The organism is Sinimarinibacterium thermocellulolyticum (assembly GCF_040327995.1).
Lineage (GTDB): Bacteria > Pseudomonadota > Gammaproteobacteria > Nevskiales > Nevskiaceae > Solimonas > Solimonas thermocellulolyticum.
In genome coordinates, this window is the sequence record NZ_JBEPIJ010000009.1 from 117,252 (window position 1) to 136,691 (window position 19,440).

The window sequence follows — 19,440 nt, forward strand, 5'->3', positions numbered from 1 at the left end:
GTCGGCCACGACACGGCGGCGGATCGTTCACAATGTAGGCTCCGCCCGCCAGCTCCGGCCACGATGCCGCGCAGACCCGCTCACGAACAATTCGATGCACTCAAGGCGATTCAGGATTGCGCCTTCGAACTGTTCGGCCGCTACGGCTACGAGGGCGTGTCCATCGGCGACATCGCCAAAGCGGCCAAGCTTTCCAAGGGTGCGCTGTATTGGCACTTCCAGGGCAAGCAGGCGCTCTACCTCGATTGCCTGCGCCGCCTGCACGCGATCTTCCATGCCTACATCCTCGACCCGGTGCGCCTGGAGCCCGAACCGGTGCGCGCGTTGCTGTGCCTGTTCACCGGCTTGCAGCGCATGCTGCAGGATCCCAGGATCGAAAGCGGCGTGGCCGGCTACTGGCTGACGCCTTCGACGCCGCAGACCGCGGCGATCATCGACACCCAGCGCGCCTTCGAATCGCTCGCAGTCAAGACCTTGCGCGATGCGATGCAGCGCGGCGCCGACAGCGGACTGCTCGACTTTGCCGGCGACCTGGACACGCTGGCGCGCGCCATCGTCTCGCTGATCGAGGCCTGCGTGTTGCCGCTGCGCCACCAGAGCCCGGACGAGGTGCGCAGTCTGCTCGGCGTGCTCGCCCGGACGCTGTTCCGTGCCTACGCCCTGTCCGACGAACTCACGGCCGCGGCCGAGCAGGCGCTGCGCCCGTCATCACCGAGGCGACCGACACGATGACACGAGGCAGCACCGCAGCTTGCCTGCTCGCCGTCGGCGTGCTGCTCGCCGCCTGCAACGACGCCGCGCCCGGCACCAATGGCGCCAAGACGGCCGCCGCGGTCCGGGTCAAGACCATGGCGGTCGGCGCGCGGGCGCTGGAGCGCGAACTGCTGGCCGTCGGCAGTCTGCGCGCGGACGAATCGGTGACGGTCCGCTCAGAGATCGCCGGGCGCATCGTCGGCATCGGCTTTGCCGAGGGTCAGGCCGTCGAGCGCGGACAGATGCTCGTCGAACTGGACGACAGCATCCCCCGCGCCGAGCTCGAACGCGCACGCGCCGCTCACGCGCTGGCCCAGCGCAGCGCGCGACGGGCCGACGAGTTGTATGCACGCAAGCTGCTCGCCGCCGCGGAGCGCGACCAGGCCGCGGCCAGTCTCGAACTGGCCGCGGCGGAATTGGCCTTGGCCGAGGCGCGGCTCGACAAGACCCGCATCCTCGCGCCGTTCGCCGGCATCGCCGGACTGCGCACGGTCAGTCCAGGGGACTACATCGCCGCCGGCCAGGATCTGACCGTGGTGGAGGCGCTGCAGACGATGAAGGTCGACTTTCGCATCGACCAGCGTCATCTGCCGGCGCTGCGCGTCGGCCAGCCGCTGGAGCTCGCCGTGGATGCCTATCCCGGCGAGCGCTTCCTCGGCGAGGTCTATGCGATCGAGCCGCGCATCGCCGAGTCCTCGCGCTCGGTGGCGCTGCGCGGGCGCGTGCCCAATCACGCGCTGCGCCTGCGGCCCGGCCAGTTTGCGCAAATTCGCCTGGTGCTCGAACGCATCGACGAGGCCATCGTCATCCCCGAGCGCGCGCTGTTCCCGCGCGGCGAGCAGCAGTTCGTCTATGTGGCCGACGATGATCAGGCGCGGCTGCGCGAAGTCCGCGTCGGCCAGCGCCTCGACGGTCATGCGCAGATTCTTTCGGGTTTGCGCGCCGGCGAGCAGCTCATCGTCTCCGGCATCCAGCACATCGGCGACGGCACGGTCATCATCACCTCGCCATTCGAGCAATCGCCTTAGGATTCAGGGCGAATTCATCTGCCGCGCCTAGGCTGCCGTCCCATACGGTGCGGCGCGAGGAATCACAGGCGCGACCGCAGCATGCGCTCGCCCAGGACGGCGCGGCCGTGGGGCGGGTCCGATACGGCGAGGCCGTGCCGCGAACGGAGTCTGGCGACACGACCACCACACTGCCGGCGTATGCCCGCGGCGTGCTCGGGTGTGATATTGAAGCGAAACGATCGGCAAGCGATGGAGGCAAGGCTGCAGCACCCCCCGCCGACAAACAGCACCGCATGCGGCGGCCGTGCGCGCAGCGTGGTCGGCGCCGGCGTCGTCGGTGCGCTGCTGGCGCTCGCACCGCTGGCCACGCCGCAGCAGGTACGCGCCGACCAGGACAACCTTTTGCCGCGGCAACTGATCGAACCGGCGACGATGCCGCCGCGCATGACGCCGCTGCCGCGCCTGCGCGAACCGCGGCTGTCACCCGCCGATGCCGCGCGCGAGGTCCAGCGCCGCCACGGCGGCCGCGTGCTGTCGGTACAGGAGCGGCGCGACGGCGGCTATCGCGTCAAAATCCTCAAGGACGGTGAGGTACGGATTTACGAGATCACGCCATGAGATCGGGGGCATCCACATGCGCGCATTGGTGATCGAGGACGACGCCGCGCTGCGCCAGCAGATCGTGCATTTTTTGTCCGCGGAAGGCTTTGCCGTGGATGCCGCGGCCGACGGTGACCAAGGGCTTTACATGGCGGAGGAATACCCGGCCGACATCGCCATCGTCGACCTCGGCCTGCCCGGCGTGCCCGGCATCGACATCGTGCGCAAGGCGCGCAGCAGCGGCCGTAAGTATCCGATCCTGATCCTCACCGCCCGCGACGGCTGGGAGGCCAAGGTCGAGGGCCTTGGAGCCGGCGCCGACGACTATCTGGTCAAGCCCTTCCACCCGCAGGAGCTGATCGCGCGCGTGCGCGCCCTGCTACGCCGCAGCGGCGGCTGGGCCTCGGCGCAGCTGGCGTCCGGGCCGTACGTCGTCGACGTCAGTGCCAAGACCGTCAGCGCAGACGGCAAGCCGGTGGAACTGACCAGCTACGAGTTCCGCGTGCTCGAATACCTGCTCACCCACGCCGGCAAGGTGATCTCCAAGACCGAGCTCACCGAGCACCTCTACACCGAGAATGAGGAGCGCGACAGCAACGTCATCGAGGTCTTCATCCGGCGCCTGCGCTCCAAGCTCGACCCCGACGGCCGGTACAACCCGATCACGACGATCCGCGGCGCCGGCTATCGCTGGGACTTGGCGCGTAGCTGAGCGAACCGCCCTCTCCACCGGTGAACTCCCTACGCACGCGCCTGCTGGTCGCGGCAGCCTTGATCGTCGTCGCCTTCGGCAGCCTCACCGGGCTGATCCTCGAGCGTTCGTTCCAGAACGCCATGCTGCAGGCCCAGCAGGACAAGATGCAGACGCTGGTGTACTCCCTGCTGGGTGCAGCCTCGACGAATGCTTTCGGCGAACTGACCATCGCGCTCGAGGCAGTGCCCGATCCTCGTCTGCGCCAGCCGCTGTCCGGGCTGGAAGCCGCGCTGTTCGACGACGAAGGCGTCATCGTCTGGAGCTCGGCGGATTTTCTGCGCCTGCGACCGCCCGCGAGCCCGGAGGTGGGCGAGTGGCGATTCGAGCGGCTCGCCGATCCCAATGCCTTCGCCTTGAGCTTTGGCCTGCGCTGGATCGACTCGGCCGACGATCCGCGACGCTACACCATCGTCGTGCTCGAAGACGCCAATGCCTGGGACCGTCAGCTCGGCACCTTCCGACGCACACTGTGGTTCTGGCTCGGCGCCACGCTGGCCGCGCTCACGCTCGCCCTTTTGCTGCTATTGCGCTGGGGCTTGAAGCCGCTACGCCAGCTCGGCAGCGAGTTGCAGCGCATCGAGCGCGGGGAGCAGCAGCAGATCCAGGGTCACTATCCGCAGGAGATCCAGCCGCTGGCGCGCGATCTCAATACGATGATCACCGCGGAGCGCAACCAGCAGACGCGCTATCGCAATGCGCTCGGCGATCTGGCGCACACGCTCAAGACACCGCTCGCCGTGCTGCGCGGCATGACCGCGCAGAGCGGGCTGGACGAGGGCTTTCGGTGCCAGCTCGGCGAGCAGATCGACCGCATGCAGCACATCGTCGACCACCAGTTACGACGCGCCGCCGCCGCCGGCACCCGCACGCTGACCGAGCCGGTCGCGCTGCGCAGCCTGTGCGACAAGCTGCTCACCGCGATCGTGAAGGTCTATGCCGACAAGCGGCTGCAGGTGGACAACGCGGTGCCCGAGCATCTGCGCCTGCGCGCCGACCAGGGGGACCTCTACGACCTGCTCGGCAACCTCATCGACAACGCCGCCAAGTACGGAAACGGTCAGCTGCGCGTCAGTGCCTTGAGCGGCTCGCGGCAATGCCTGATCGTGGTCGAGGACGATGGTGCCGGCTTTCCACCACAGGCCGAACACCTGCTGCAGCGCGGCGCACGAGCCGACGAGCGCCAGCCCGGCCAGGGCCTCGGTCTTGCCGCCGTGGCCGACATCGTCCGGGCCTACGGTGGTCGCCTGCTGCTCGACCGCTCGCCCTTGGGCGGCGCAAAAGTGATCGTTGCGCTGCCGCTGCGTTGATCCGGAGCGCCGTCACGGGGTGCGGATGAAGTGCGCGCGGTAGTACGCCAGCTCGGCGATCGACTCGCGGATGTCGTCCAGCGCGAGATGTGACGAGGTCTTGGTCAAGCCCTTGGCCAGATCCGGCGCCCAGCGCTGGCACAGCTCTTTGAGCGTGCTGACGTCGAGATTGCGGTAATGGAAATACCGTTCGAGCTGCGGCATCCAGCGTGCGAGGAAGCGCCGATCCTGGCAGATCGAGTTGCCGCACATCGGCGAGGCACCGGCCGGCACCCAGGCCGACAGAAACGCCAGCGTCTCGGCCTCGGCCTGCGCCTCGTCGACGGTGCTCTGGCGCACGCGCTCGGTCAGCCCGGAGCCGCCGTGCTGGCGCGTGTTCCACTCGTCCATCGCGGCGAGCTCGTCGTCGGATTGGTGGATCGCCAGCACCGGCCCTTGCGCGAGCACGTTGAGCTGGCTGTCGGTGACGACAGTCGCGATCTCGATGATGCGGTGGCGCTCGGGGACGAGCCCGGTCATTTCCAGGTCGATCCAGATCAAGTTGCTGGGGTCGGGTTTGATGACGGACATGGCGCGATCGACGGTGCTATCGTGAGTCGCGCGACAGACTGCCACAAGCGAGGAGAACCAGCATGCAGGGCAGCGGCAGCATCCTCGACACCATCGGCAATACGCCGCTGGTCGAACTGCGGCGGCTCGACACCGGCCCGTGCCGGCTGTTCGTCAAGCTCGAAAACCAGAACCCCACCGGCAGCATCAAGGACCGCATCGGCCTGTCGATGATCGAGGCCGCCGAACGCGAGGGGCGCATCAAGCCTGGCGGCACGCTGATCGAGGCCACCGCGGGCAACACCGGCCTGGGCCTCGCCCTGGTCGCCGCGCAAAAGGGCTACCGGCTGATCCTGGTGATCCCGGACAAGATGGCGCAGGAAAAGGTGTTGCACCTCAAGGCGCTCGGCGCCGAGGTGCGCATCACCCGCAGCGACGTCGGCAAGGGCCATCCCGAGTACTACCAGGACCTCGCCGAGCGCCTCGCCGCCGAGACGCCGGGCAGCTTCTACGTGAACCAATTCGCCAATGCGGCCAACCCGATGGCACACGAGGCGACGACCGGGCCGGAAATCTGGGCACAGATGGGCCAGATGCTCGACGCGGTGGTCGTCGGTGTCGGCAGCGGCGGCACGCTCAGCGGCCTGTCACGCTACTTTGCGCGCGTGGCGCCGCACGTCGAGATCGTGCTCGCCGACCCGCTCGGCTCGATCCTCGCCGACGTGGTGCGCACCGGCAGCATTCAGAAGCCCGCCGGAAGCTGGCTGGTCGAAGGCATCGGCGAGGACTTCGTACCACCGATCTGCGACCTGTCGCGGGTGAAGTCGGCATACTCGATCAGCGATGCCGAGAGCTTCGCGACCGCGCGTGAGCTGCTCGCACGCGAGGGCATCCTCGGCGGATCGAGCACCGGCACCCTGCTCGCGGCGGCGCTGCGCTGGTGCCGCGAACAAACCGCCCCAAGACGCGTCGTTACCTTCGTCTGCGACAGCGGCAACAAGTACCTGTCGAAGATGTACAACGACTTCTGGATGTTCGATCAGGGCCTGCTCGATCGCCCGCGCAGCGGCTCCTTGCTGGACTTGATCGTGCGTCGCTACGCCGAGGGCTCGGCCGTCACCGTCCGTCCCGATGACAGCCTGCTAACGGCGTACCGGCGCATGAAGCTGCACGACGTCTCGCAGGTGCCGGTGATGGACGGCGAGCGGCTGATCGGCATCGTCGACGAGTCCGACATCGTGCAGCACGTCCACCTGGAACCGGCGCGCTTCAACGATGCGGTGGCGACGGCGATGGTGACCCAGCTCGAAACCGTGACCCCCGACACCCCCGTCGCCGAGCTGTTGCCGATCTTCGCGCGCGATCACGTCGCGATCGTCGCCGACGGTCCGCGATTCATCGGCTTGATCACCCGGATCGACCTGCTCAACCATCTGCGCAAACAACTCTGACGCGATGGCCCGACGCGAATCCGTGCGGCCACCCCGGCCTCGATCGCTCGACCTCGCCCTTGCCCAACCCCATGCACGAAACCATCGCCGTCGTCTTCGATTTCGACGATACCCTCGCGCCCGACACCACCTCGGGTTTTCTGCGCCACTGCGGTCTGGACGACGTGGGCCGCTTCTGGCGAGAGTGCGTCGACCCTCGGGTCACGCGCGAGGACTGGGATCCGGTACCGGCCTATCTGTACGAGATGATCGTCGCGGCGCGCGACGGCCGGTTGCCGCCGATCACGCGCGAGCGTCTGGCCGACTGGGGGCGTATGGCCCCCCTGCACCCCGGCGTCGAGACCCTGTTCGCACGCCTGCGTCGCGCGGCACGCGATGCCAACCCCCGGGTCAATCTGGAGTTCTACGTGATCTCCAGCGGCATCGGCGACGTGCTACGCCACACCCGTATCGCCCATGAACTCACCGATCTGTGGGCCTCGGAGTTCCATTACGACGAACGCGGTCATGCCGTGTTCCCGCGGCGCGTGATCAGCTTCACCGACAAGACGCGCTACCTGTTCCACGTCCAGAAGGGTCTGGTCGGCCCGCAGCACCGCGGCAAGCCCTTCGAGGTCAACCGCAAGTTACCCGCGGAGCGGTTGCGCGTACCGCTGAACCAGATGATCTTCGTCGGCGACGGTTACACCGACATCCCGTGCTTCTCGCTGCTCAAGCAGCACGGTGGCGTGCCGATCGCGGTCTACGACCGCCAGCGCGAAGACAAATGGGGCAACGCCTTCCAGTTCGTCCGCGATGGCCGCGTCGCCAATCTGCATTCGGCCAACTACCGCGAAGACTCGGACCTATCGACATTTCTGCTGATGGCCGTGCGCAGCCTGTGCACCGACATCGCGCTGGCCGCGCGGACTTATCAGGGCTGATCCCGTGAACGAGAAAACCTCTGCCTTCGCGACCCGCTGCATCCACGCCGGACAGGCACCGGACCCGAGCACCGGCGCCATCATGCCGCCGATCTACGCCACCTCGACTTATGTGCAGGAGAGCCCCGGCGTACACAAAGGTTACGAATACTCGCGCACCCACAACCCGACACGCTTCGCCTACGAGCGCTGCGTGGCCGATCTGGAGTCGGGTTCGCGCGGCTTCGCCTTTGCATCCGGCCTTTCGGCAACGGCGACCCTGCTCGACTTGCTCGAACCCGGCGCCCACGTCATCGCTTCCGACGACCTGTACGGCGGCACCTATCGCCTGTTCGCACGCGTGCGCGAGAAAAGCGCCGGTCTGCGCTTCAGCTACGTCGACATGCGCGAGCCGGCCAACATCGAAGCCGCGATCACGCAACAGACGCGGCTGATCTGGGTCGAGACACCGTCGAATCCAATGCTCAAGCTCGCCGACCTGTCGGCGATCGCGGCGATCGCCAAGCGCCACGGCCTGCTCTGTGCCGCGGACAACACCTTCGCCAGCCCCTACCTACAACGTCCGCTCGAGCACGGCTTCGATCTGGTGATGCACTCCGCGACCAAGTACATCAACGGCCACTCCGACGTGGTCAACGGCCTCGTCGTCGTCGGCGACGACGCCGGGCTGGCCGAGCGCCTCGCCTTCCTGCAGAACGCCGTCGGCGCGGTCGCCAGTCCCTTCGACAGCTTTCTCGCCTTGCGCGGCGTCAAGACCCTCGCGCTGCGCATGCAGCGCCACTGCGAAAACGCACAGGCGCTCGCCGAATGGCTGGCGCGGCATCCGCGCGTCGCGCGCGTGCACTACCCCGGGCTGCCCACGCATCCGCAGCACGCGCTCGCGCGCCGGCAGATGCCGCGCGGCTGCGGCGGCATGATCTCGATCGAACTCAAGGGTGGACTCGACGACGCCCGGCGCTTTCTCGAACGCTGCGAGCTGTTCGCGCTGGCCGAATCGCTCGGCGGCGTCGAGAGCCTGATCGAACATCCGGCCATCATGACCCACGCGAGCGTGCCGGCGGCGACGCGGGCGCAGCTCGGCATCGGCGACACGCTGTGCCGGCTATCGGTGGGCATCGAGGATCTCGACGATCTGCGCGCCGATCTCGACCAGGCGCTCGGGTAAAAATCGCCGACCTCGGCCCCCGCCGAGGGCTCTGGCTGGGCTTGCGCGTCGCGCCGTTCATGATCCGTCGACCACCGATCGGGCGCTCCGCACACGGGCGCCTGCGCGCCAGTGCAGCACACGAGGCCCTCGGCTGATGTCCGCCAAACCGACAGCGAGCGTCCGATGGGAGGACACCGCTCACGCCAGGGCCGAGACTAGCTCTCCGTAAATCAATGACTTGAGATGGGTCTGGTGCGGGCACGGGGTTTGCGCGGTGGATGGGTGTACCCCACTCGGAGCCCGTCCCATGAAACATCGTCTTGGCGCATTCCTCGTGCTGGCGTTTGCGCTGCTGTCCACCGCGCACGCACGGCCGGGTAACGATGGCTTCGTCGGCGGCAGCCTCGGCACTGCCCGGGTCGATGGCGGCGAGTTCGACGGCCGCAACGAGGGCTACAAGCTGTTCCTCGGCTCGCAGGGCGCGGTGTTCGGCAGCGAGCTCGGCTACCTCGATCTCGCCCGTCTCGGTGGCGGTCGTGACGCGCCCGACAGCCAGGGCTACACGCTGGCGCTGAGCGCCGGGGGGCCGGTCACGCCGCTGCTCTTCCCGTACGCCAGGGTTGGTCTGCTGTTCGCGCGCACCGAAGGCGGCTCTGTCGCCCGGCGGCTGCGGGACCACGAGCCCTTCTACGGCATCGGGCTGCGCGTCCGCCTGCTGCCCCGATGGTCGCTGCGCGCCGAGTACGAGCGCTTCGACATCGCGCGGCAGGACGTGGACCTGTTCAGCGCCGGCATCGAACTGCGGTTCTGATCCCGCCTTCAACGTCCCCACAACCCATAGGAGCACGACCATGAAAAGGAAGACACTCCAGATCGTTCTGCTTTCGATCACGGCCAGCGGGGCCATCGGTACCGTCATGGCCCAACCGCCCCATGACCGGCCGCCAACTCATGCCGTGCCGTCGGCGCAGGCCGAGCCGACCTTCACCGGAACCGTCAAGCAGTACCTGCTCAACCCGCATGGCGAAGTCGATGGCCTGCTGCTCGACGACGGCAGCCAGGTGAAGTTTCCGCCGCACCTCGGCGAGGAGCTCGCGGCCACGGCGCGCCCCGGCGACACGGTGAGTGTGCAGGGATGGCGCGAGGGCCATGGCGAGATCAAGGCCTACGCCATCACCGGCGGCAGCGGCGTGACCGTGGTCGACCGGCCGCCCGCCTGGCATGAGCGCAAGCCGCCGAAGCACTGGCGACAGATGACGCTCAGCCCGATGTCGGCGCAGGGCGTGGTGCAACACCTGCTCTTCGGCAAGCACGGCGAGATCAAGGGCGTGGTGCTTGACGACGGCACCATCGTGCGCTTCCCGCGGCCCAAGCACACCAGCCACATGCTCTCCGGTGTACTCCGGGTCGGCGAGCCCCTCAGCGCCCACGGCTACGGCACCGAGAACGCCTACGGCCGCGTGCTGGAAGCCGAATCGGTCAGCGCCGGCGGCCGCGATCTGCCGCTGTACCACCGTTGATCGACACGCCAGCCATGCAGACGCTCGCGCTCGCCGTCTTCGGTCTCACCTACCTCGGCATGGCCGCAGGCGGCGTGCGCGGGCTGGCCGTGGACCGCGCCTGGATCGCGCTGTCCGGCGCCTGCCTGCTGCTGCTCGTCGGCTCGATCAGCGGCGCGCTGCCGCTTGAAGCGGCGCTGGCGCATCTGGATGCGCCGACGCTGCTGCTGCTGCTCGGTCTGATGCTGATCGCCGCCCGTGCCGAGGCCTCGGGCCTGTTCGTCCGCATCGAGCACGCGCTGGCGGCATGGCGCGAGCGACCGGCCCTTTTGCTGGCCGGCATCATCGCCGTCAGCGGCGTGCTCAGCGCGGTGCTGGTCAACGATATCGTCGCCTACGCCTTGGCACCGCTACTGTGCCGCTTCTTGCCTCGCCACGGGCTGGATCCGCGGCCGTTCCTGATCGCGCTCGCCCTGTCCTGCAACGCCGGCTCGGCAGCCAGCCTGATCGGCAATCCGCAGAACGCGCTGATCGGCCAGGCCGGCCGGCTGGACTTCTGGAACTACGCGGCATTCGCGGCCGTGCCCGCGCTGCTGAGCTTGCTCGCGGTGCACGCCGTGGTCTGGGCCGTGTGGCATCGCCGCTGGCGCCTGGCGACGGCTGGGCATGCGCCCGCAACGGCGACCACCCCGACGGACTCGCCGCTACCGCTGCTGCTGGCGCTCGCCGGCCTGCTGGCATTGCTGGCCACACCCCTGCCGCGCGAAATCGCGGTGCTAAGCGTCGCGCTGCTGCTGCTGATGCGGCGCGGTCAGCCCAGTCGCGAACTGGTGGCGCGGGTGGACTGGAACCTGCTGCTGCTGTTCGGCGGACTGTTCGTGGTTACCGGGATCGCCGCCGAGTCCCGCGCGCTTGGCAATCTCGTCTCGCCGCTGGTGCCGATGGTGCAGGACTCCATCGGCGGGTTGATCGCCGTCAACCTCGTCGGCGCAAACCTGATCGGCAACGTGCCGCTGACCGTGCTGCTGCTCAAGCTCGGTGCCGACTGGTCGCAGGAAACACTGCGTGATCTGGCGCTGGTATCGACGCTGGCCGGCAACGCCCTGCTGATCGGGAGCGTGGTCAACCTGATCGTCGCCGAGCGAGCAAAGGCATGCGGCGTGCACCTCGGTTTCGGCGAGTTCGCCCGCTGCGGATTGCCGGTGACCGTCGCCTCGATGCTGATCGTCACCGCCTGGCTTGTCGTCTTCTCCTGAAACCCTTGGAGGATCTCATGTTTTTCACACGTCTTCCGATGGCCCTGCTGTGCATCCTGCCAACAGTGGCCTGGGCAGGGCCGCTGTTCAGCCCGGCCGTGCGTGATTTCTTGACACTACTGCTCTTGGCAGCCATCGCCGTGTTCCTGTGGCGGATCTGGCACGAGCGCCGCCGGCCCGGCCCCGGTGCTGCCGATGACAGCGCGCTGGCGACGCTGCGGCTGCGCCTGGCGCGCGGCGAGATCGATGCGGCGGAATACGAGCGCCTGCGCCGGCTGCTCGACGGAGATCGCGGATGAGCAGGCAGACCGCAAGCCGGCGCAGCCTGCGCGCGCTCGATGCCGCGAACCTGTTCCTGGCCGATGTGCGCGACGGCATCGGCCCGTTCCTGGCGATCTACCTGCTGGCCTCGCACGACTGGGACGCCGGACGAATCGGCATCGCGATGTCGGCAATGGGCATCGCGACCCTGATCGCGCAGGGGCCCGCCGGCGCGCTCATCGACCGCGTGCAGCAGCGGCGCCTGGTGACCGCGGTCGCCAGCGGCACCATCGGCCTGTGCTGCATCCTGATGACCTGGTTCGTCAACCTGCCTGCCATCGTCTTCTTCCAGGCCCTGATGGGCGTTGCGGCGGCGCTGATCGTGCCTGGCTTGACCGCGATCACGCAGGGCCTGGTCGGCTATCGCGGCCTGGCGCGGCGGCAGGGTCGCAACGAGGTGTTCAACCATGCCGGCAACATCGTCGCCGCCCTGCTTGCCGGCCTGCTCGGACATTTCGTGGCGCGCGAATGGCTGTTCTACTCGGTGGCCCTGTTCGCGCTGGCCTCGGTGATCTCGATCCTGCTGATCCGCGAGCACGAAATCGACCCCGAGCTGGCGCGCGGCGCGCGCCTTGCCGATGAGACATCACCGGTGAACGAATCGGGGTTGGTCATGCTCCTGCGGCAGCCGGCACTGCTGGCCTTTTCCGTCGCGACATTGGTGTTCCACTTTGCCAACGCCGCGATGCTGCCGCTGGCCGGACAGACCCTGAGCGCAGGCACCGAGCGCGGCGCCTCGCTGTACATGAGCGCCTGCATCATCGTCGCGCAACTGGTGATGATCCCGGTCGCGCATCTAGCGGGCGCGCGCGCCGACCGCTGGGGCCGTCGACCGCTGCTGCTGCTGGCCTTTGCGGTGCTGCCGATCCGCGGCCTGCTCTACACCGTGCATGACGCCGGCTGGTGGATCGTGGCGGTGCAGCTGCTCGATGGCATCGGCGCCGGCCTGATCGGCGTGCTGACCGTGCTCATCGTCTCCGATCTGACCCGTGGCAGCGGGCGATTCAACACCGCGATCGGCGCTGTGGCCGTGGCCCACGGCATCGGCGCGGCGCTGAGCCACGCTTTGGCCGGACAGGTCGTCGCCGCGCTCGGCTACGACGCGGGCTTTCTGTTTCTTGCTGCCGTCGCGGCGCTGGCGCTGGTCTTCGTCGTGTGCTGCGTGCGCGAGTCCATGCCGGACCGTGGTTGCCCATCGCCCGCTACACTGCCGGCATGATCTCGCTACGTCGCCGCCTGATCGGTCTGTGGCTGCTGATCGCCCTGGTCGCGGCGGTGCTTGCAGTCGACCTGTTCCTGCTCTACCGCCACAGCGCCCAGGTGCAGATACGCGATGCCGAGCGGACCATCGAGCAAGCCTGCGCGCAGATCGCGCAGGCCGTCGAGAACGGCGCACCGCCGGCCGCTGCGCTCGACGGTCTGTTGCGCCGCTACGCCGGCGTCGAAGGCGGCCTGTGGACACCGCAGCTCGGCTTCGTCGCCTACGCCTACCCGACCCACGTCGGCGGCGCACCCAAGCAGGACATGCCTGCCACCGAGCTGCCGCTGATCGAGCGGCTGGTGCAGGCGGCACACAGCCTCGGCGAGGTTCAGCGCGATGCGCGCCGCGGAACCCGGGAGGCCTTCGCCCTGCACGCCTGTCCGGCCGGCGAGCGCGTGGTCTGGACGATGATGCGCATCTCGCTGGTGGCCGGCGAGCTGCTGTTCGGCGTTTCGCTCGGCATGGCGTTGCTGCTGGGCTTCGTCGTCGCTGCCGGTCTGTGGCTGGCAGTGACGCTCGCCGGCTGGTCTGCCAAGCTGGCGCGGTTAGAACGCGCGCTGGCCAGTTATCCGCTGGACGATGGCCCGCCGCTCGAACCGACCGGAGCGCAAGAGCTCGATCGCATCGTCTCGGCCATCAACGCCCTGCACGCGCGGCTGGCCGAGGCGCGGCGACGCTCCCGCCGGCTGAGCCGCGAGCTCGCGCAATCCGAGCGCCTTGCGGCGATCGGTCGCACCGCCGCCGCCGTCGCCCACGAGATCCGCAATCCGCTGGCGACGCTGCGTCTGCGCGCGGAAAATGCACTGGCCGATCCGCAGACCCGTGCGCTGCCGGCACTCGAGGCCGTGCTCGTCCAGGTGCAGCGGCTCGAGACGCTGATGCAGAACCTGCTGACCTTCAGCCAGCCGCTGCGCATCGAGCCGGCGACGGTGGTGATCGGACCGTGGCTGGATGCCCTGCTCGACGCCGCGCGCGAGCACGCCGCCGCGCGGGGCGTGACGATCACGGCCGAGAGCCACGGCGAGGACAGCGCGCGCTTCGACGCCCAGTGGCTCGGGCGCGCCGTCGAAAACCTGCTGCGCAATGCGATCCAGCATGCGCCGCCCGGCAGCAGCGTCCACGTGGCGCTGATCGCCGACGGCGAACACCTGCGCATCAGCGTCACCGACCAGGGCCCGGGCATTCCCGAGGCCCTGCGGGCAACCCTGTTCGAGCCTTTCGCCAGCGGACGTCCCGATGGCACCGGTCTGGGCCTGGCGCTGGTGCGCGAGATAGCCCGGGCGCACGGCGGCAACGTCCGGCTGGGCGAGGCCGACGCGGGCACGGAGCTGATCCTCGAAATCCCGCAGCAGTCCCCGACATGAAGCGCGTCCTGATCGTCGACGACGACCGCGAGTTCCGCGCGGGCCTCGCCGAGACGCTACAGGACCTCGGCTACCAGCCGCTCGAGGCCGGCGGTGCGGCGTCCGTTCCGTCGATGATCGAGCAGGGCGTGGACGCGATGATTCTGGATCTGCGCCTGCCGGGCACCGATGGCTTGAGCCTGCTCGAGACGCTGCGCGAGCATCCGCGCGGCCAGCGACTGCCGGTGATCGTGCTGACCGCGTTCGCCGACGCCGACAACACGATCCGCGCCATGCGCCTGGGCGCGATCGATCACCTGACCAAGCCGGTCGGGCGCGCGGATCTGGCCCGCGTGCTGGCGAACGCATTCGCCGATGGGGGCGGGGCTGAACCCTCGACGGCTGCGCCTGTGGCACCGGACGCCTTCATCGGCGACTCACCGGCGATGCGCGAGCTGCACAAGCAGATCGGGCTCGCCGCCGCCAGTGACGCCACCGTGCTGATTCTTGGCGAGACCGGATCCGGCAAGGAGTGCGTCGCTCGCCTCGTGCATCGGCACAGCGCGCGCGCCGACGGCCCCTTCGTCGCGCTCAACTGTGCCGCAATTCCTGCCGAACTGCTCGAAGCCGAGCTGTTCGGTCACAAGCGCGGCGCGTTCACCGGGGCGCAATCGGATCGCGTCGGACTGGTGCGCACCGCAGATGGCGGCACGCTGTTTCTGGATGAGATCGGCGACATGCCGCTGCCGATGCAGGCCAAGCTGTTGCGCGTGCTGGAGACGCGCCAGATCACGCCGCTCGGCGAGACCCGCGCGCTGCCGGTCGATGTGCGCGTCATCGCCGCAACGCACCATGCACTGGACCAGCACGTCCAGGCAGGTCGTTTCCGGCAGGACCTGTATTTCCGGCTCAACGTCGTGACGCTGCAGGTGCCGCCGCTGCGCGCGCGGCCGGAGGACATCGTGCCGCTGGCGGAGCACTTCCTGCGTCTGTTCCGGCCAACGTCGCCGCGCCTACTGAGCGCCGGCGCCAAGACCCGGCTGCAGGCGCACGACTGGCCGGGCAACGTCCGCGAACTCCGCAACGCGATGGAACGGCTCAGCGTGGTCTTTCGCGGAAGGCAGATCCAGGCCGAGGATCTGGACTTTCTCTGCGAGGGCGCGGCGGCAACGCCGGCCCGGCATCTCCAGGCCCTGCTCGATGGCGAGCTGCCGGCCGCGATCGCCGCGATCGAGCGCGAGATGGTCGAACGCGCGCTGACGGCCTGCGGCGGCAACCGCGCCGCGGCCGCAAGACGCCTCGGCATCCACCGTCAGCAGCTGTACAAGCTGATGCAACGGCATCGACTATACGGCACGGATGACACAGAGACTTGAAGCTCCGACGTCCGCCCGCTTTGAGTAGCGGTCGGGTCCAGAGCCCGGGGTTAGGTCAGCCGACATCAGCTAACCGTTTTGCTTAGGCGCCCTGCGCGTCAAGATCCGGGACGAAGGCATTGTCCGCAACAAGGCCGTGTACCTGGCCATCGGCATGCGCTGCGACGGCCGCAAGGCGATCCTGGGGCTGTCGATCGAGCAGACCGAGGGCGCGAAGTTCTGGCTGCGGGTGATGACCGAGCTCAAGACCCGCGGCGTCAACGACATCCTGATCGCCGTGGTCGACGGCCTGAAGGGCTTCCCGGAGGCGATCATGGCGGTGTTCCCGCAGACCGTCGTGCAGACCTGCATCGTCCACCTGATCCGCTACTCGATGCAGCTCGCGTCCTGGAAGGCGCGCAAGGCCATCGCCGCCAGGCTCAAGCCCGTCTATCGGGCGGTCGATGCGGACGCCGCCAGCGCCGCGCTGGACGCCTTCGACGAGGGCCCCTGGGGCCGCAAGTACCCGGCGATCGCGCAGAGCTGGCGGCGCAACTGGGCGAGCTCATCCCGTTCTTTGCGTTCAGTCCCGACATCCGCCGCGTGATCTAAACGACCAACGCGATCGAAAGCCTGAACAGCGAAGTGCGCAAGGCGATCCGCAACAAGGGGCACTTCCCCAACGACGAGGCGGCAACCCAGCTCATCTGGCTGGCCCTGCAGAACATCTCGGCAAAGTAGGCCCACCGATCTACGGTCATGCTGCCAGGGCGCAGCTGGCCATCCAGTTCGAAGAACGGTTCGTCATCGACAACTGATCAACCAACCGGCTCACACACGAAATTTCTGACGGACTCCTTCAGGACGCCAAGTAACCACCGCGCAGCGCACGCACAATGGCCCACCACCCCGCGTGGCGTCGCGCCCCGCACAAAGCAAAACGCCCAACCGAAAGAGGTTGGGCGTGGAATGGTGGTGGCGGAACACGGAACCGAACCCGCGCTCCATACCCGAGCTAGATAGTAACGCCTTGGCCTTGAGGGCGTGGATTCAACGATTTGGCCATTCTTTTCTTCGCCCAGCCTCTGGTCTAGTTCGCCGTCATATGGGAACATCGGCAACTCTTGGCAATCCCTACTCATCAACGGCAAAGGCGAGACGATGGCAGACCCGGAAGGTGAAATCCTGACCCTGGACGAGGTGGCCGCCTACTTGAAGGCTGGCAAGCGCACCGTCTACCGCCTCGCGGCCGAAGGCAAGCTTCCCGCTTTCAAGCTGGGCGGCACGTGGCGCTTCCGCCGCAGCGACCTGGATGAGTGGATTGCCGCCAATCTGACCAACAAGAATTCGGGGGCAAGCAACTGATGGAACTGATCGACAACATCAGCCGGTTGCTTGGCGACGATCTCAAGAAGACCCTCCAGCCAGGCGCGCGCCTGAAGGTCGCGGCCTCATGCTTTTCGATGTACGCCTACGAGGCGCTGAAAGCCGAGCTGGAAAAGATCGACGAGCTGAACTTCATCTTCACCTCGCCCACCTTTGTTGCTAACGAGGTCACCGACAAGATTCGCAAAGAGCGAAAGGAATTCCACATTCCCAAGCTCGACCGGGAGCGCAGCCTCTACGGCAGCGAGTTTGAAATCCAGCTGCGCAACAAGCTCACCCAGCGGGCGGTGGCCAAGGAGTGCGCCGAGTGGATACGGCGCAAGGCCAAATTCAAGAGCAACCGCACCAAAGCGCCGATGCAGCAGTTCGCCTGCGTCCAGGCTGGCAGCACCGGCACGGCTTACATGCCCCTGCACGGGTTCACCGCTGTCGATCTCGGGTACCAACAAGGCAACGCGGTTTCCAACCTCGTCAACAAGATGGACGAGGCGCCCTTTGCTGCCACATACCTGAGCCTGTTCGATCAGATCTGGAATGACCCCGAAAAGCTCGAGGACGTGACAGCGCAGATTTGCGAGCACATCGCCTCGGTCTACCAAGAGAACTCACCCGAGAGCATCTACTTCCTGATGCTCTACAACATCTTCAACGAGTTCCTCGACGACATCGACGAAGACGTCCTGCCCAACGACCGCACGGGCTACCAGGACACCCTGATCTGGAACAAGCTCTTTAACTACCAGAAGGACGCTGCCACCGGGATCATCAACAAGCTGGAAACCTACAGCGGCTGCATCCTTGCCGACAGCGTCGGCTTGGGCAAGACCTTCACCGCACTGGCAGTCATCAAGTATTACGAGCTGCGCAACCGGTCAGTGCTGGTGCTCTGCCCCAAGAAGCTGGCGGATAACTGGCTGAACTACAACCGCAACCTCAAGACCAACATCTTCGCCCGCGACCGGTTTAACTACGACGTCCTCTGCCACACGGATCTGTCCCGCACCAGCGGCGAGTCCTTCGGTACGCCGCTGAACCGCATCAACTGGGGCAACTACGACCTCGTCGTCATCGATGAGTCGCACAACTTCCGCAACAACGACGCCTACAAGGATAAGGAAACCCGCTACCAGAAGCTGATGCGCAAGGTGATCCAGGAAGGGGTGAAGACCAAGGTGCTGATGTTGTCGGCCACGCCAGTCAACAACCGCTTTACCGACTTGCGCAACCAACTGGCCCTGGCCTACGAAGGCGACTCCGAAAACCTCTCAAAAAAGCTGCGCACGGGCAGAAGCGTTGAAGAAATTTTCCGGAGCGCACAAGCAGCCTTCAATGCGTGGTCGAAGCTCCCCCCGCAAGAACGTACCGCGCGTGCGATCCTCGACTCACTGGATTTCGACTTCTTCGAGCTGCTCGACAGCGTCACCATCGCACGCTCGCGTAAGCACATCCAAACTTTCTACGACACTAAAGACATCGGTCAATTTCCGGAGCGTCGCAAACCGCTGTCGTTTCACTGCCCGTTGACCGAGCGGTCGGACGTGTTGGGCTTCAATGACATTTTCGAGCAACTCTCGCTGCTCAAGCTGGCCGTGTATGCGCCCATCAGCTACATCCTGCCCAGCCGTCTGAAGAAGTACGAGGAGATCTACGACACCAAGGTCGGCGGCAAGGGCACGCTGCGCCAAGCCGACCGCGAAAAGAGCCTGCAAGCCCTGATGACGGTCAACCTGCTCAAACGGCTTGAAAGTTCGGTGCAGTCGTTCCGGCTCACCCTGCAATCGCTGCGGGCCAACATTGATGCCACTCTCGTCAAGATCGCCGCGTTCAATCAATCCGGCGGCGCGGTCACGGTCGGCGACCTCACGGAAGTGCTGGAAGGGCTGGAAGCGGAAGACGATGAGCTGCCCATGCCCGGCGACGAAGGCGGCGAGATCGGCGGCAAGATCAAGATCAGCCTCGCCGACATGGACCTGCCATCCTGGGAACATGAACTCAAGGCTGACTTGCACATCATCGATGCCTTGCTCGCTTCGATGAACAAGATCACGCCGCAAGACGATGCCAAGCTGCAGCACCTCAAGGCGCACGTACTCGACAAGATTGCAAACCCGATCAACCCCGGCAACAGGAAGGTGCTGATCTTCACAGCCTTTGCCGACACCGCCGATTACCTGTACGCCAACCTTGCGCCGGAGCTACTGGCCATGCACGGCATCCACACCGCCAAGGTCACAGGCAAGGGGGCGCCGCAGTCCACCATCAAGAGCAAAACTCAGAAGCGCAGCTATGACTTCCAGGAGCTGCTCACCCTGTTCTCGCCCCGCTCCAAAGAGAAGGTGGTGGTATTGCCGGACGATCCGCACGAGGTGGATCTTCTGATCGGCACCGATTGCATCTCCGAACGTAAGCTTCCCCGTCAAGGCGACAGTTCAAAAGTAGAGTTCCTGGCGGCTTGAGAATACTCGACTGGCGTCATGTCGCCGAGCGAGTCATGGGGTCGGTCTTCGTTGTATTCGAGCATCCAC

At 66.9% G+C, this 19,440-nt stretch carries 18 protein-coding genes and 2 pseudogenes; 18 read left to right on the forward strand and 2 right to left on the reverse strand.

Features of this window, described 5'->3' with window-relative positions:
• The first annotated feature begins 63 nt into the window (after nt 1-63).
• From ABSH63_RS09650 to ABSH63_RS09670, 5 genes are all read left to right on the forward strand, one after another.
• Complete coding sequence (locus ABSH63_RS09650; RefSeq protein WP_352889352.1) at nt 64-732, forward strand: TetR/AcrR family transcriptional regulator; 669 nt, start codon at nt 64-66, stop codon at nt 730-732.
• Complete coding sequence (locus ABSH63_RS09655; RefSeq protein WP_352889353.1) at nt 729-1,781, forward strand: efflux RND transporter periplasmic adaptor subunit; 1,053 nt, start codon at nt 729-731, stop codon at nt 1,779-1,781. The genes ABSH63_RS09650 and ABSH63_RS09655 overlap by 4 nt, the downstream gene beginning before the upstream one ends.
• 231 nt (nt 1,782-2,012) lie before the next feature.
• The gene (locus tag ABSH63_RS09660; protein WP_352889355.1) at nt 2,013-2,381 is read left to right on the forward strand and encodes a PepSY domain-containing protein; all 369 of its coding nucleotides are present in this window, start codon (nt 2,013-2,015) and stop codon (nt 2,379-2,381) included.
• A 16-nt stretch (nt 2,382-2,397) separates the two neighbouring features.
• Nucleotides 2,398-3,075: a response regulator transcription factor gene (locus tag ABSH63_RS09665; protein WP_352889357.1), complete on the forward strand. Its 678-nt coding sequence runs from the start codon at nt 2,398-2,400 to the stop codon at nt 3,073-3,075.
• 20 nt (nt 3,076-3,095) lie between these two features.
• Nucleotides 3,096-4,424 (forward strand): ATP-binding protein, encoded by a 1,329-nt coding sequence (locus ABSH63_RS09670; RefSeq protein ID WP_352889359.1) that lies wholly within the window; start codon nt 3,096-3,098, stop codon nt 4,422-4,424.
• A 12-nt stretch (nt 4,425-4,436) separates the two neighbouring features.
• On the opposite strand, the gene orn is transcribed toward ABSH63_RS09670, so the two are convergent.
• Nucleotides 4,437-4,994: an oligoribonuclease gene (orn, locus tag ABSH63_RS09675; RefSeq protein WP_352889361.1), complete on the reverse strand. Its 558-nt coding sequence runs from the start codon at nt 4,992-4,994 to the stop codon at nt 4,437-4,439.
• A gap of 62 nt (nt 4,995-5,056) precedes the next feature.
• Between orn and ABSH63_RS09680 the strand changes: the two genes are divergently transcribed.
• The 13 genes and pseudogenes from ABSH63_RS09680 to ABSH63_RS09740 all read left to right on the forward strand — a co-directional run.
• The gene (locus tag ABSH63_RS09680) at nt 5,057-6,424 is read left to right on the forward strand and encodes a pyridoxal-phosphate dependent enzyme (RefSeq protein WP_352889363.1); all 1,368 of its coding nucleotides are present in this window, start codon (nt 5,057-5,059) and stop codon (nt 6,422-6,424) included.
• A 71-nt stretch (nt 6,425-6,495) separates the two neighbouring features.
• Nucleotides 6,496-7,347: an HAD family hydrolase gene (locus ABSH63_RS09685; protein ID WP_352889365.1), complete on the forward strand. Its 852-nt coding sequence runs from the start codon at nt 6,496-6,498 to the stop codon at nt 7,345-7,347.
• A gap of 4 nt (nt 7,348-7,351) precedes the next feature.
• Nucleotides 7,352-8,512: a cystathionine gamma-synthase gene (locus tag ABSH63_RS09690; RefSeq protein WP_352889366.1), complete on the forward strand. Its 1,161-nt coding sequence runs from the start codon at nt 7,352-7,354 to the stop codon at nt 8,510-8,512.
• 289 nt (nt 8,513-8,801) lie between these two features.
• Nucleotides 8,802-9,305, forward strand: coding sequence for an outer membrane beta-barrel protein (locus ABSH63_RS09695; RefSeq protein ID WP_352889367.1), 504 nt, complete (start codon nt 8,802-8,804; stop codon nt 9,303-9,305).
• A gap of 40 nt (nt 9,306-9,345) precedes the next feature.
• A complete protein-coding gene (locus ABSH63_RS09700) occupies nt 9,346-10,014 on the forward strand; it encodes a hypothetical protein (RefSeq protein WP_352889369.1) in 669 nt (222 codons plus the stop codon).
• A gap of 14 nt (nt 10,015-10,028) precedes the next feature.
• Nucleotides 10,029-11,249, forward strand: a complete 1,221-nt coding sequence (locus tag ABSH63_RS09705; protein ID WP_352889371.1) for an SLC13 family permease — start codon at nt 10,029-10,031, stop codon at nt 11,247-11,249.
• A 17-nt stretch (nt 11,250-11,266) separates the two neighbouring features.
• Nucleotides 11,267-11,548, forward strand: coding sequence for an SHOCT domain-containing protein (locus ABSH63_RS09710; RefSeq protein ID WP_352889373.1), 282 nt, complete (start codon nt 11,267-11,269; stop codon nt 11,546-11,548).
• Nucleotides 11,545-12,789: an MFS transporter gene (locus ABSH63_RS09715; RefSeq protein ID WP_352889375.1), complete on the forward strand. Its 1,245-nt coding sequence runs from the start codon at nt 11,545-11,547 to the stop codon at nt 12,787-12,789. The genes ABSH63_RS09710 and ABSH63_RS09715 overlap by 4 nt, the downstream gene beginning before the upstream one ends.
• Nucleotides 12,786-14,195 (forward strand): sensor histidine kinase, encoded by a 1,410-nt coding sequence (locus ABSH63_RS09720; RefSeq protein WP_352889377.1) that lies wholly within the window; start codon nt 12,786-12,788, stop codon nt 14,193-14,195. Before ABSH63_RS09715 ends, ABSH63_RS09720 begins: the two co-directional genes overlap by 4 nt.
• Nucleotides 14,192-15,550 (forward strand): sigma-54-dependent transcriptional regulator, encoded by a 1,359-nt coding sequence (locus ABSH63_RS09725; RefSeq protein WP_352889379.1) that lies wholly within the window; start codon nt 14,192-14,194, stop codon nt 15,548-15,550. The genes ABSH63_RS09720 and ABSH63_RS09725 overlap by 4 nt, the downstream gene beginning before the upstream one ends.
• A gap of 88 nt (nt 15,551-15,638) precedes the next feature.
• Nucleotides 15,639-16,347, forward strand: a pseudogene (locus ABSH63_RS09730) (IS256 family transposase); the annotation flags it as partial.
• A gap of 343 nt (nt 16,348-16,690) precedes the next feature.
• Entirely contained in the window at nt 16,691-16,894 is a 204-nt protein-coding gene (mads1, locus tag ABSH63_RS09735) for a methylation-associated defense system helix-turn-helix domain-containing protein MAD1 (RefSeq protein ID WP_352889381.1), read from the forward strand.
• A pseudogene (locus ABSH63_RS09740) lies at nt 16,894-19,317 on the forward strand (SNF2-related protein); the annotation flags it as partial. The gene mads1 and the pseudogene ABSH63_RS09740, both read left to right, overlap by 1 nt.
• Nucleotides 19,318-19,331: 14 nt before the next feature.
• Here ABSH63_RS09740 and ABSH63_RS09745 read toward each other — a convergent pair.
• Nucleotides 19,332-19,440, reverse strand: a 109-nt coding sequence (locus tag ABSH63_RS09745) for an integrase core domain-containing protein (RefSeq protein WP_352888226.1), incomplete at its 5' end; no start/stop codon positions are given.